The organism is Sphingomonas sp. GC_Shp_6, from assembly GCF_026540835.1.
GTDB lineage: Bacteria > Pseudomonadota > Alphaproteobacteria > Sphingomonadales > Sphingomonadaceae > Sphingomonas.
Map to the genome: position 1 here is coordinate 254726 of NZ_JALNUO010000002.1, position 12474 is coordinate 267199.

Annotated in this window: 10 protein-coding genes, 1 tRNA gene and 1 other annotated feature; of the genes, 5 read left to right on the forward strand and 6 right to left on the reverse strand. The window is 69.0% G+C overall.

Annotated features, from left to right (window positions below; translation table 11 throughout):
• The 3 genes from OXQ95_RS03855 to OXQ95_RS03865 form a co-directional block, all read right to left on the reverse strand.
• Positions 1–1896, reverse strand: coding sequence for a hypothetical protein (locus OXQ95_RS03855; RefSeq protein WP_267379840.1), 1896 nt, complete (start codon positions 1894–1896; stop codon positions 1–3).
• A gap of 129 nt (positions 1897–2025) precedes the next feature.
• Positions 2026–2331, reverse strand: coding sequence for a hypothetical protein (locus tag OXQ95_RS03860; protein WP_267379843.1), 306 nt, complete (start codon positions 2329–2331; stop codon positions 2026–2028).
• A gap of 282 nt (positions 2332–2613) precedes the next feature.
• Positions 2614–2688, reverse strand: a tRNA-Thr gene (locus OXQ95_RS03865).
• A gap of 86 nt (positions 2689–2774) precedes the next feature.
• Here OXQ95_RS03865 and OXQ95_RS03870 point away from each other — a divergent pair.
• Complete coding sequence (locus OXQ95_RS03870; protein ID WP_267379846.1) at positions 2775–2912, forward strand: hypothetical protein; 138 nt, start codon at positions 2775–2777, stop codon at positions 2910–2912.
• Here OXQ95_RS03870 and OXQ95_RS03875 read toward each other — a convergent pair.
• Together OXQ95_RS03875 and OXQ95_RS03880 are read right to left on the reverse strand one after the other, a co-directional pair.
• On the reverse strand, positions 2903–3025 hold the full coding sequence (locus OXQ95_RS03875) for a hypothetical protein (RefSeq protein WP_267379849.1): 123 nt from the start codon (positions 3023–3025) through the stop codon (positions 2903–2905). The two genes, OXQ95_RS03870 and OXQ95_RS03875, sit on opposite strands and share 10 nt — an antisense overlap.
• Positions 3007–4809, reverse strand: a complete 1803-nt coding sequence (locus OXQ95_RS03880) for an aminopeptidase P family protein (RefSeq protein WP_267379852.1) — start codon at positions 4807–4809, stop codon at positions 3007–3009. Before OXQ95_RS03880 ends, OXQ95_RS03875 begins: the two co-directional genes overlap by 19 nt.
• A 135-nt stretch (positions 4810–4944) precedes the next feature.
• On the opposite strand from OXQ95_RS03880, the gene OXQ95_RS03885 reads away from it, so the two are divergent.
• Positions 4945–5193, forward strand: coding sequence for a glutaredoxin domain-containing protein (locus OXQ95_RS03885; RefSeq protein ID WP_242096030.1), 249 nt, complete (start codon positions 4945–4947; stop codon positions 5191–5193).
• Positions 5194–5558: 365 nt separating this feature from the next.
• On the opposite strand, the gene OXQ95_RS03890 is transcribed toward OXQ95_RS03885, so the two are convergent.
• Positions 5559–8105 carry a TonB-dependent receptor plug domain-containing protein gene (locus OXQ95_RS03890; RefSeq protein WP_267379856.1) on the reverse strand — a complete coding sequence of 849 codons (2547 nt, stop codon included), beginning with the start codon at positions 8103–8105 and terminating at the stop codon, positions 5559–5561.
• Between the two features lie 177 nt (positions 8106–8282).
• Positions 8283–8338 (forward strand) — a sequence feature (sul1 is cis-regulatory element that is thought to sense ions involved in sulfur or methionine metabolism; They are found in Alphaproteobacteria).
• Between the two features lie 71 nt (positions 8339–8409).
• On the opposite strand from OXQ95_RS03890, the gene OXQ95_RS03895 reads away from it, so the two are divergent.
• Genes OXQ95_RS03895 through OXQ95_RS03905 form a run of 3 tightly spaced genes read left to right on the forward strand, consistent with a single transcriptional unit; the run spans position 8410 to position 12426 of the window.
• Complete coding sequence (locus OXQ95_RS03895) at positions 8410–9891, forward strand: SulP family inorganic anion transporter (protein ID WP_267379860.1); 1482 nt, start codon at positions 8410–8412, stop codon at positions 9889–9891.
• A 55-nt stretch (positions 9892–9946) separates the two neighbouring features.
• Entirely contained in the window at positions 9947–12007 is a 2061-nt protein-coding gene (locus OXQ95_RS03900; RefSeq protein WP_267379863.1) for a S9 family peptidase, read from the forward strand.
• A complete protein-coding gene (locus OXQ95_RS03905; RefSeq protein WP_267379866.1) occupies positions 12004–12426 on the forward strand; it encodes an acyl-CoA thioesterase in 423 nt (140 codons plus the stop codon). Before OXQ95_RS03900 ends, OXQ95_RS03905 begins: the two co-directional genes overlap by 4 nt.
• Positions 12427–12474 lie beyond the last annotated feature (48 nt).

Sequence of the window (12474 nt, forward strand, 5' to 3'; positions counted from 1 at the left end):
CTAGGGAAGCGCCTCTTGGCTCTTCGCCGCCGCCGGCCCGGGAAGCCGCGCGAGCAACGCTTGCGCGGCCGGACGTTCGGGGCTGTCATACGCACCCACCGCGACGGGCAGGACCACCGTCCGCGCGGCATCGCGCCGATCGCGTGCGGCCAGCGCGGTCGCAAGCTGAAGCCGCGTCTCCGGCGCCGCCGGCACGCCCTCCATCGCCTGTTGCAGACCGTCGATCGCCGCGACCGGCTCGGGTTCGCCCGCGACCGCAAAGCTGCGATGATAGGCGAGCAGCGGTTCCACGGCGGACGGATCGCGGCGATTGGCCGCGACGATCACGCGCCGCGCCGCGGCCAGATCGGCCGCGCGCGTGGCGGCGGGACCATCGATCGCGGCGAGCGCCATCGCCAGCCCGCGCCAGGTCTGGGCGCGGTCGTCGTCCGGTGCCAGCGCCGTCGCCCGCGCCGCGGCGGCGAGACAGGCGGCGGCGTGATCGCTCCGGCATTCGGCTTCGGCCAGCAGCAATTGCGCATCGAGATCGGCAGAGAAGCGATCGGCGTCGCGGTGCAGCCGCTCGAGCCAGCGATCCCGGCTCGCCAGCGCATCGGCGCGCGCCGTCGCGTAACGGCGCGCCACATCGGGGGCGGCACCGGCGGGCGCCGCCGCGGGGATCGTCACCCGCGCGCCCAGTTCGAGCCGCCCGCGGACGAACGCGGCCTGGCCTTCGGTCAAGCGGCGAACGGCGGGCTCCTCGTTGCGGGCGGCCGGATAGGTCACCTGCTCATAGGGTTTGCGCGCGCCGAAATAGGCGCGCAACTCGCGGGCGAGCTGGCGCTGGTCGCCGAACGCGGCCGCTGCGGTTGCCGCGTCCGCCCCGCTCGCCCGCAACGCGAGGTAGCGGCGCAGTTGCGGCCGACGCGTGTCCGAGAAGAACAGGAAATGCGTCAGCAGCCAGGCATGGATCGGCGTCCAGCCGGTCTTGCGCGAATTCTCGGTCAGATATTTGTCGCTCAGCACGTCGGCGAGCGGAAAGGCGCCGAACGCGTTCAGCACCGCCGACGTGCCCTTGGGGCTGCGACCGAATTCGAGCACGGTGTCGCCGCGCACCACCAGGGAGGCGAAGATCTGCGCAAAGCCGTCCAGATACCAGCGCGGATAGGCGGCCGGAAAATAGGTCAGCAGATAATGTTGCGCATAGCCGGCATAGAGCAGGCTCTCGGCGGATACGGGAATGGTGCGCTCGCCGGTGCCGACCGTCAGGTCGCGGGGCCCCCGCATGCCCGCCGTCGCGAAACTGCCAATCAGCGCGCCTTGCAGCGCCGCGGCATCCGCCGGATTGCCGCCGGCCGCGCTGCCCGGCGATGGCGCGCCGCCGCCCGCGTTCAGCCCCTGCGCCTGAAGCGTGGACAGCACCTGAGCGGCCGTCGCCGTGGTGCGCTCGATCGCGATCTGCTGGTCGACGCGCGTCGTCGCCATCACCGCGCCGTCGCTGCGCGGATCGTAGAAGCGCGACAGCGTGAACAGGTCGTTGAACGGACCCTGCTGCCAGCGCAGGTTGCGCAGATCGAGCGCCTGGAAGGTGGGCACGTCGCCGATCATCGTGATGCGCAGCTTTACCGTATCGTCCGGCGCATCCGCACGCCCCGTCAACGCCGACAGGAGGAAATGCAGCCGCTCGACATTGCGCGCGAGCCGCACCAGTTCGGCCTCGGCCCCGTCCGACAGGATGACCACATGACCGGTCTCCGCCTCGCGCCAGCCGCTCGGACGATTGCGGGTGCCGACCACCACGATGTCGGACGGCACACCGGCGGCCGCCGGTCGCCCCGTATCGACGCCCGGGCGCTGCGCCGCCCCGACGGGCACCGCCACCAGCAACCCCGCGCACACCGTCGCCCAGCGCCGCATCGCCGCTCCCCTCGTCCTCACGCACCGAATGCAAGCCGGCGCTTATTCCCCGAGCGTAAGCGGGCGGCGGCGGTCAGGCAAGGAGCGGCGGCGATGTCCGTCACGGGGAATACGCGCAGGTGCCCCTTCTCAGCTTTGGCCCTCCGGCCGATCGACCGGGCCGACGCTCCAGGGCTCGTTCCACCCATCGCTCACCATCGTTCGCAGCGTGCGCATCATCGCGCTGCGCGTCAGCGCGCTTTCAAACACCAGATAACCGCGCAGGCGGTAATCGCCCATCGCCCCCTCCAGCGGGCGATAGGCGATGCGATCGTCAGGCGGACATTCGGTGGCGAAGAACAGGCTGACGCCTAGCCCCGGCGCGATCCCCTCGCGGATCGTTGCGCGGCTTTGCAGCTCGATAGCGCCCGAATGTCCCAGGGAGCGCCTTTGCAACGAACAGCCCGGCAAATAGGAATCCTATGTGGACCTCGATGCCGAACGGTGGACGAAGATGAGGCTGGTGGTGAATGGCCCTCGCGCCGGCCCTGATCGTCGACGACCTGAAACTACCGCCCGCACGCGGCGCGATTGGACTCTGGATCGGACCCGGATCCAAAGGATATTTCAAGTCATTGAAGGTAGTCGTCGCGCGCTGACAATGGGCTGATCCGACCCATCGTCAGCAGCCTGTTTCGAGGCCTCGTTCCGCCGACGGGCGGAAATATCAGGAAAAAATGGTGCTGCCGGTGAGGATTGAACTCACGACCTCAGCCTTACCAAGGATGCGCTCTACCACTGAGCTACGGCAGCACTCGTCGCTTGCAGCAACGGAGCCGCGCTAAGAGCGGAGGCGGCCGCGGTTGTCAAGGCGAACCGACCAAGCCTACAGGATTTCCATGGCGGACGACGAACGAAGCGAGCGGCTGGCGGCAGCGCTGCGGGCCAATCTCAAGCGGCGCAAGGCGCAGGCGCGGGGCGACGATGCGCCCCCCGCCCCGCCCGAGCCGCCCGAGCCGCCCGAGGATCAGCGATAGACCATCATCGATCCCAGCGTCACCGCGGCGGACGCCGCCTCGTGCGCGCCGAGCAGCGTCACCGCGCCGAAGCCGAGCACCGCGGCCACCACCATCAGCCGATGGGCGAACATTCTGCAACGAGCCATGCCTCATCCTCTCCGTCGAGTTGCGGGCCGATGATCTGCGTCACCTTGGCGTGATAGGCATTGAGCCATGAAAGCTCGTAGGGAGTCAATAGGGCCGGATCGATCATATCGCGCGCGATCGGCGCGAAGGTGAGCGTCTCGAATCCCAGCATCGCGCGGCCCGGATCGCCGCCCGCCACATCTGCGGGCACCGTCAGCAGCAGGTTCTCGATCCGGATGCCGTATTCGCCCGCCTTGTAGTAACCGGGCTCGTTCGACAGCATCATCCCCGCGCGCAGCGGCTCGAGTGCGGCGCCGCCCGGATAATTGGGCGCGGCGATCCGCTGCGGCCCCTCGTGCACCGCCAGATAGGCGCCGATCCCGTGCCCCGTGCCATGCGCGAAATCGAGCCCCGCCTCCCAGAGCGGCCGCCGCGCGAAGGCATCGATCTGGCCGCCCATCGTCCCATCGGGAAAGATGGCGCTGGCGATCGCGATATGCCCCTTCAGCACGCGGGTGAAGCGGTCGCGCATCTCGGCCGTGGGCGCGCCGATCGGGATCACCCGCGTCACGTCGGTGGTGCCGTCGGCATATTGGCCGCCCGAATCGATCAGGAAGAGCTGGCCGGGCAGGATCGGCGCATTCGATTCTTCGGTCACGTGATAATGCGGGATGGCGCCGTGCGGCCCCGTCGCCGAGATCGTAGGGAAGCTGCTGTCGCGAAGCACCCCCGTCGCCTCGCGGAACGCCAGCAGCGTGGCCGCCGCCGACAATTCGGTCTGGCCGCCCTTCATGCATTCGGTCGACACCCAGCGCAGGAAGCGCGTGAGCGCGGCGCCGTCGCGCGCCGATGCGGCGCGGTGGCCCGCGACTTCGGCCGGGTTCTTGATCGCCTTGGCCAGCACCACGGGATCGCGCAGCGGCAGCACGCGCGCGCCGCCCGCCTCCAGTGCGTCGGCGATCGCCGCTACCGCGCGCTCCGGATCCGCCGCCACGCGCTTGCCCGCATAATCGCCCAGCCGTCCGGCGAACGCCGCGCGATCATGGACGCGCACCGCGTTGCCCAGATGCTGGCGCACCGCATCGTCGATCTTCCCGGGCGCGACGAACAGGTCGGTCGCGCCATCCGCACCGACGATCGCATAGGCCAGCGCGACCGGCGTATGATCGACATCGCCGCCGCGGATGTTGAGCGCCCAGGCGATCGAATCGAGCGCGGTGAGCACCACGGCGTCGGCGTCCCGTTCCGCCAGCCAGTCCGCGATCATCGCGCGCTTGGCTGCCGAATTCGCGCCTGCCAATTCGTCGGCATGGACGACGAGCTTCGCGTCCGACGGCGCGGGGCGATCGTGCCACACCGCATCGACCGGATTGGCCGACGTCGCGATCAGCGACGCGCCGCGATCGGCCAGCCCGTTGCGCATCGCCTCGACCTGCGCGCGCGTGTGCAGCCAGGGATCATAGCCGATCCGGCTGTCCGCGGGCGCATGCGCGGCCACCCAGCCCGCCACGCTCGTCGCCGGCACGTCGACATAGGCCCAGTCGTCGCCCGACACCTGCTCGCGCACCTGGATGGTATAGCGCCCGTCGGTGAAGATCGCGGCCTCGTCGGGCAGGACCACCGCGGTGCCGGCCGACCCCTGAAAACCCGTCAGCCAAGCGAGGCGCTGCGCATAGCCGCCGACATATTCGCTCATATGCTCGTCGGTGAGCGGCACGACGAAGCCGTCGAGACGCTGCGTGGCAAGCTGCGCACGCAAGGCGGCGAGGCGTTCGGAAGAGGAGACCATGACGGACCTTCGGATCAAGAGGGGGCGAGCACGCCTGTCCGACCCCCTTGCCCGATTTGGCGGCGGCGGGACAGGGAACCACCGTGCGCGCCGGTGCGTAGCCCACCGCATCCCCATCGTTTCCGGAGAACGACCATGGCTTCGTCACGCACCGCCACGCTGTATCGCATGGTCCTTCCCGACCATACCTGCCCGTTCGGCGTCGGCGCCAAGCAGTTGCTCCAGGCGGAGGGCTTCACCGTCGAGGACCATATCCTTCGTACGCGCGACGAGGTGGAGGAATACAAGGCCAAGGAAGGCGTGGCGACGACGCCGCAAGTGTTCATCGACGGCGAGCGCATCGGCGGGCTGGATGCGCTGGAGGCGTATCTCGGCAAGGGCTGACGCGGCTGCGCGAAGCTGCGGTCTCGCCGAAACCTATCGAGACATGTTCACGCGCAGGCGCGGAGGTCGCGGATGCGCGGAGGTCGCGGAGGCGTTAGGATTTGCGTCGCCCCCTTCCCACGAACGGGTGATGTGAGCGTGATCGGATCACCCAATCCGCTCGTGCTGAGTTCGTCGAAGCACGCTCTCCACGCTGGTCTTCGCAGTCGGAACAGGCCCTTCGACAGGCTCAGGGCGAACGGGTCGAAGGAACGCCAGCGGACTCTGGTCGCGGGCCGAATCGGGGTACGCTGCCGCGCCCAGAACACCTCCGCGCCTCCGCGTGAACCCCTCTTTCCCGCGTGGCGTTTCGAGCCCGATCCGGCTCAGAACAGCTTCCGCACGCCCAGCCGGATCGAGCGCCCGATCGGATCGAGATAGGCCGATTGAAAGCGGTTGGGCGTATCCCCGTTGCGGTCGCGCACCGCGATCCGGTCGTTCAGCAGGTTCTCGACCGTGAACTGCACCGACAGCTTGCGCGCCCATGGCTTGCGGACGAGCGGCTGGACGTCGAGCAAGCTGTAGAGCACCAGCCAGTCGCGCCCCGAAAAGCGCAGGTCGGACGCGGCCAGTTCGCTGCGGATCCGCGTCGGGCCTTGGATGCGCGCATAGACGCCGACATTGGCCGGCCCCTTCGACAGGCTGATATTGCCGTCCACGTCCCAGCGCGGCCGCCCGCCCGTGCCCGTCAGCGTGGCGCCGTCCAGCAGATCGAGCGCATCGGAGTCGCCCGCCAGCATCAACCGGTCCTCGAGCCGATAATTGGCGGTGAGGTTCACGAACAGGCTCGGCCGGGGCTTGGGCGGCGGTGGCGGCGGCGTGATGGTCGAGACCACCCCCGTCGGCTTGGGCGGGGGTGGCGGCGTGTGGCCGAGCGGCGTCCACAGATCGAGGCCCAGCCGCAGCTTGCGCTCGGTTTCCGCGGCCAGGTTCACCGGGCGCAGATCAACCTGGGCCAGCGCGCCGGTCGCGCTGCGCAGGAACTGGCTGGGAAAGGCCTGCTGGAAAGCAGCGGTCGCGCTGCCGAGCGTCCCCGTCTGGTCGGCGATCCGCGTCTCGAGATAATCGAGATTGACGCGAAATTCCTTGTCCTTGAGCGGCTTCAGCGCGGCGCCGAAGCGCGTCACCCGGCGCCGCTCGGGGGCGAGCGCGGGATTGCCGCCGACGACCGTGGTCACCAGCGCGCTCGTTCCGGTCAGGAAGTCGAAATAGGGCGTGTTGGGCGTAACGAGCGTGGGCGCGGACAGCAGCGCGATCGCTGGCGGCGTCTGCGCCTCGTTCACCGACGCGGCGAGCTGGAGGACGCGGGTTGGCGTCCAGGTGAGGCCGTAGTTGGAACTCGTCAGCCGGCCATAGTTCGACACGTCGGACACGCCGATCATGCCGTTCGCGGTCAACTGCCCCATGAACGACAGGGTGTTGCGCGATGCGATCGGCACGTCGGCATTGACGCTGGCGCCCCCCGTGGTGCGGCCGAAGCGCAGCGCCGGATCGGCCAGCCCCGCTTGCGTGCCGTCGCTGGTGGATCGGGCGTAATCCGCCGACAGCGTCACCAGCGCATCGCCCGCGGGCAGATGGACGAGCGGCCCGTTGGCCACCGCCTTGGTGGTCAGCGTTCCCGTGACCGTGTGGCTGGTATCCGCGATGCGCTGCCCCAGCGACGCCGAGTCGATCGGGGCGAGCGGATCGCCGCCGGCGTCGATCGCCGCCTGCAGCGCGGTGAGCGGCACGCCGCGTTCGGAATAGGCGTCGCTGCCGACCCGGTCATACCCGCCCGTCACGCTCCACGTCCAGCGCCGGATGCTGCCCTGCAGCGTGCCCGCACCGTGCAGGTTGAGGCTGGTGTTGCGCTGGCGCAGCACGCCGCCGGCGATATAGCGGTCGACTACGACGTCTTGCGCAAACGGCAGCGCACCACCCGGCGGCACGTCGAGCGCGGCGGTCGCCAGCCCGTTCAGCCCGGATTGGTGCTGCGCCTCCGCCGCCAGGTTGAGCGAGCCGGTCATCGTCCGGCCGATCGGCGCCGCGATCGTGCCCTCCGCGCGCAGCGTGTCCATCTGCTGCTGCAACGAACGATAGGCGCCGATATCGGTGACGGCGGGCCGGTTCGCGGTGGCGGCATAACCGGCCAGCGATCCGCGCGCGCCCGCGTCCGCCGGCACCGCCGCCACGGTGACGGTTTCGCCCGCGAGCGCATCGAGCGCGGGATCGATGCGCGCGCCGTTCGGCCCGGTGACGTTGCCACCAATCGCGAACGGCGTCGCCGGGTCGGGCACGATGGCGCGCTGGCTTTGCAGCACGGGGTTCTGGCGGAAATAGGACAGGCTGAGCGAGGTGCGGCGATCGCGGTCGATCCGCGTCGAGACCAGCTCGGCATAGTTCGCGCCGCCGCCGCCCTCGGTCGCGGTGCCGCTCACCTCATGCGCCGCCACCGCACGGAAGCGTTTCTTCGTGATGAAGTTCGTCACCCGCACGGTGGGCGGAAAGCCGAACCGCGCCGCATCGCCTTCCGGCAGGATCTCGACGCGCTCCATCGCCTCGGGCGGCAGCGTCTGGATCTCCTCGAACCCCGACAGCCGCCGGCCGTTCAGCAGGAACACGGGATCGCTGCCGTCGGCCGACGTGGTCAGCCCCTTCACGCGCTTCAGCAATTCGCCCAGACTCGTCGCGCCCAGCGATGCGATCGCCGCCTGGTTGAGCACCGCGACCGGCTCGTCGGTGCCGATCGCCGATCCGCGCACACGCTCGGCGGTGACGACGATGTCTTCGCCGGCGGTGGACGCGTCGGGTGGCGGCGGCGGAACGGGCGCGGCCTGTTGCGCCGCCGCCATGGCAGGGCAGGCGACCGCCGCGGCGGCCAGGGTGCAGCACATGCGTCGTTGCCGTCGAGCCGTCATCGGTCTTCCCCCCGCTCGATCATGAGGAGACCCGAGGATGGTGGTCGAATTGCGGCGCTCGCGCGACGCCCCCGCTCATCGTCGATCATAATGGATGGTCTTGGCGCCCCGCCGTTGTGCGGCGGCGGGTTTGCGCCTAATGGGGGGCATTCGCCTGGACCCGGTGCAAATCCGGGTGGCTCTTCCGGCCGCCGATCCGCCGGACAACGCAACCCGCCCAGTCCTGCCTCGCATCGCCGCGCGTGATGCCCGTCTGTGCGGTCAATGCGGACATCTGTTCATGACCTCTTCTTCTCTCGCCCGGTATCGCGCCGAATGGTTCGGTGGCGTTCGCGCCGCCCGGATCGACATCCTTGCCGGCATGGTCGGCACCTTCGCGCTGATCCCAGAGGTCATCGCCTTCTCGTTCGTCGCGGGCATCGATCCGCAAGTGGGGCTGTTCGCCTCGTTCGTCATCGGCATCGTGATCGCGTTCGCGGGTGGCCGGCCGGCGATGATCTCGGGCGCGGCGGGATCGGTGGCGCTGGTGGCCGCCGCACTCGTCCATGCGCATGGCCTGCCCTATCTGCTCGCCGCTACGCTGCTGGCGGGCGTGTTCCAGATCGTGTTCGGGCTGGCGAAGCTCGACATCCTGATGCGCTTCGTCTCGCGCTCGGTGCGCACCGGGTTCGTCAACGCCCTCGCCATCCTGATCTTCTCGGCGCAGGTGCCGCAGATGCTGGGCGTCGACTGGCACAGCTATGCGATGATCGCGCTGGGCCTCGCCATCATCTATCTGCTGCCGCGGCTGACGACCGCCATCCCCTCCCCGCTCGTCTGCATCGTCGTGCTGACCGGCATCGCCGTCGCCGTGCCGATGCCGCTGCGCACCGTGGCCGATCTCGGGCGGCTGCCGGGATCGCTGCCGTCCTTCGCCCTGCCGCATCTGCCCGCCACCTGGGCGACGCTCGCCATCGTCGCGCCCTATGCGCTGGCGATGGCGGCGGTTGGGCTGCTCGAATCGATGATGACGGCGAGCGTCGTCGACGACCTGACCGAGACGACCAGTTCCAAGGCGCGCGAATGCACCGGGCTCGGCCTCGCCAACGTCGCCGCCGGGCTGTTCGGCGGTATCGCCGGGTGCGGGATGATCGGGCAGACGGTCGGCAACGTCCGCTATGGCGGGCGCGGGCGGCTGTCGACGCTGGTCGCGGGCGTCTTCCTGCTCGTCGTCATGGTGCCGCTGCGCCCCTGGGTCGCGCAGGTACCGGTGGCCGCGCTGGTGGCGATCATGGTGATGGTCTCAATCAGCACCTTCTCCTGGGGATCGCTTCGCGATCTGGCGCGGCATCCCAAGGTGTCGGGCATCGTGATGGTGGCGACCGTGCTCGTCACCGTGGCGACGCACGATCTGGCCGCGGGCGTCGCGGTCGGCGTGCTGCTGAGCGGCGTGTTCTTCGCGTTCAAGGTGACGCGGCTGATGCAGATCGCGGTCGATTACGATCCCGCCAGCGACACGCGGCTGTACCGTGTGTCGGGCCAGATCTTCTTCGCCAGCGCCGACATCTTCGCCGACCGCTTCGACCTGCGCGACACGGCGAGGCAGGTGCGGATCGATCTCGCCCAAGCCCATCTGTGGGACGTCACCGCGGTGGGCGCGCTGGAGGATGTGGTCGCCAAATTGCGGCGGCACGGCATCGCGGTGGAGGTGATCGGGCTGAACGCGGCGAGCGCGATCCTGGTCGATCGCCACGCGCCGCTCATGCGCCCGCAGCAGGTATGAGCGAGGCGGCGCACGCGCCCTGTCCCCCCGCTTCGTCCGCCGCTACAAGCCGCGCATGACCGATCCCACGCCCCCCGTCGCCGCGATCCGCCCCCACCGCTTCACCGTGCATGGCCGCACGATCGAGGATCCCTATGCCTGGCTGAAGGACCCGAACTATCCAGAGGTGAACGACCCCGACGTGCTCGCCTATCTGGCGGCCGAGAATGCCTATTTCGAGGCGATGATGGCGCCGCACCGGCCGCTGGTCGACACGCTCTACGAAGAGATGAAGGGCCGCATCAAGGAAGACGAACGCTCCGTCCCGCAAAAGGATGGCGACTGGCTCTACTGGACCGCGTTCGAGACCGGCGGTCAATATCGCCAATGGTGGAGGAAGCCTGTCCTGGGGGGCGCCGACGAGCTGCTGCTCGACGAACCCGCGCTGGCCGAGGGGCACGAGTATTTCCGGCTTGGCGCCTTTTCGGTCAGCAATGACGGCCGCTATCTCGCCTATGCGATCGACGACAGCGGCGCCGAGCGGTTCGAGGTGCGCGTGAAGGATCTCGAGACGGGCGAGCATCTGCCCGAGGTGATCCCCGGCATGCTGTCCGAGATCGTGTGGACCGCGGACGATGCGGGCTTTCTCTACGGCCTGGCCAACGATCAGTGGCGCACCGACAATGTCCGCTTCCACCGGCTCGGCACGCCGGTGGCGGAGGATATCGAGATCTTCCACGAGGACGACGAGGGTTTCCGCGTCGGCGTGGCGGAGACGAGCTCGCGCAAATGGATCGTCATCGCGACCAGCGATCACGTGACGAGCGAACTCTATCTGCTGCCCGCGCACGAGCCCCTCTCGACGCCGATCCTCGTCTCGGCGCGGCGGGAGGGCCGCGAATATGACGTGGACGAGCATGACGGCACGCTGTTCATCCACACCAACGACACCGATCCGAACTTCCGCCTGTGCACCGCGCTGGTGGAAGAGCCCGGCGCCTGGACCGAGCTGATCCCGCCCTCCCCGCATTTCTACATGACGGGCGTGGAATGCTATCAGGACTATTTCGTGGTCGAGGGCCGCGAGGACGGCTTGGACCGGATCGCCATCCACCGTTACGAGGACCCGACGCTCGGCCGGTCGATCGACTTTCCCGAGGCGAGCTATGCCGCGGGCCTCGGCGACAATCCCGAATATGACATGCCCGTGCTGCGGCTCGGCTATGAATCGATGGTCACGCCCGGCACCGTCTATGATTACGACGTGGCGACGGGCGAGAAGACCGTGCTGAAGGTGCAGGAAATCCCCAGCGGCTATGACGCGTCGCGCTACGCCACCGAGCGGCTGAAGATCGCGGCGCGCGACGGGACGGAGATCCCGGTGTCGATCGTCTATCCCGCAGGCTTCCCGCGCGACGGTTCCGCGCCGCTGTTCCTCTATGCCTATGGCGCGTACGGCTATGCGATCCCGCCCGGCTTCTCGACCGGGCGGCTTTCGCTGCTCGATCGCGGCTTCGCCTATGCCATCGCGCATATCCGCGGCGGCGACGATCTGGGCCAGCAATGGTATCTCGACGGCAAGCTGGAGAAGCGCCAGAATACCTTCGACGACTTCGTCGACGTGGCCAAGGGACTGGTCGCGGACGGCTGGACCAGCGCGGGCCGGATCGCGATCGCGGGCCGCTCGGCGGGCGGCGAGCTGATGGGCGCGGTGGTCAATTCCGATCCCGAACTCTGGGGCGCGGTGATCGCCGATGTGCCCTTTGTCGACGTGCTCAACACCATGCTCGACGACACGCTGCCGCTGACGCCGGGCGAATGGCCCGAATGGGGCAATCCGATCGAGGATCCCGACGCGTTCGATCGCATCCAGGGCTACAGCCCCTATGACAATGTCCGCGCGCAGGCCTATCCGCCGCTGTTCATCTCGGGCGGCCTCAACGATCCGCGCGTGACCTATTGGGAGCCCGCGAAATGGGCCGCCCGCCTGCGTGCGACCAAGACCGACGACACGGTGCTGCTGCTCAAGACCAATATGGGCGCGGGCCATGGCGGCAAGTCGGGCCGGTTCGAAAGCCTGCGCGAGGCGGCGGAGGAGCACGCGTTCGTGCTGTGGCAGATGGGCATCGCGGGATGACGGTGCGGCCGCGCTTCGCCATGGCCATCACCGCGACGGCGGCGGACATCGACGTGTTCGGCCATGTCAACAATGCGGTGTGGGTGCGCTGGATCCAGGACGTGGCGACGGCGCATTGGGAGGCGGTCGCGCCGCCCGAGCACAAGGCCGCCTATGCCTGGCTCGTGACGCGGCACGAAATCGATTACCGCGGCAACATCGCCGCGGGCGAAAGCGTGACCGCCGAAACCTGGGTCGACAAGCCGCCCCAGGGCGCCCGCTACGACCGCCACATGCGCTTCACCGGCGCGGACGGCCGCATCAAGGTGGAGGCGGTGACGACCTGGGTGCTGATCGACCGCGCCAGCGGCCGATTGCTGCGCGTCCGGCCCGATATAGCGGCACCGTTTCTCGAGGCCGGATCGCCGTTCGGTGGCTGAACCGGCTCGATCCTGGCGGCGGCAGTGGATGGGTCGCGGAGACGCTGT

Excerpts from the sequence above, each read along its gene's own strand:
- OXQ95_RS03870 (WP_267379846.1), top strand. The coding sequence starts at position 2,775 with ATGGCGGACGACGAACGAAGCGAGCGGCTGGCGGCAGCGCTGCGGGCC.
- OXQ95_RS03885 (WP_242096030.1), top strand. The coding sequence starts at position 4,945 with ATGGCTTCGTCACGCACCGCCACGCTGTATCGCATGGTCCTTCCCGAC.
- OXQ95_RS03875 (WP_267379849.1), bottom strand. The coding sequence starts at position 3,025 with ATGTTCGCCCATCGGCTGATGGTGGTGGCCGCGGTGCTCGGCTTCGGC.
- OXQ95_RS03880 (WP_267379852.1), bottom strand. The coding sequence starts at position 4,809 with ATGGTCTCCTCTTCCGAACGCCTCGCCGCCTTGCGTGCGCAGCTTGCC.
- OXQ95_RS03905 (WP_267379866.1), top strand. The coding sequence starts at position 12,004 with ATGACGGTGCGGCCGCGCTTCGCCATGGCCATCACCGCGACGGCGGCG.
- OXQ95_RS03890 (WP_267379856.1), bottom strand. The coding sequence starts at position 8,105 with ATGTGCTGCACCCTGGCCGCCGCGGCGGTCGCCTGCCCTGCCATGGCG.
- OXQ95_RS03900 (WP_267379863.1), top strand. The coding sequence starts at position 9,947 with ATGACCGATCCCACGCCCCCCGTCGCCGCGATCCGCCCCCACCGCTTC.
- OXQ95_RS03855 (WP_267379840.1), bottom strand. The coding sequence starts at position 1,896 with ATGCGGCGCTGGGCGACGGTGTGCGCGGGGTTGCTGGTGGCGGTGCCC.
- OXQ95_RS03895 (WP_267379860.1), top strand. The coding sequence starts at position 8,410 with ATGACCTCTTCTTCTCTCGCCCGGTATCGCGCCGAATGGTTCGGTGGC.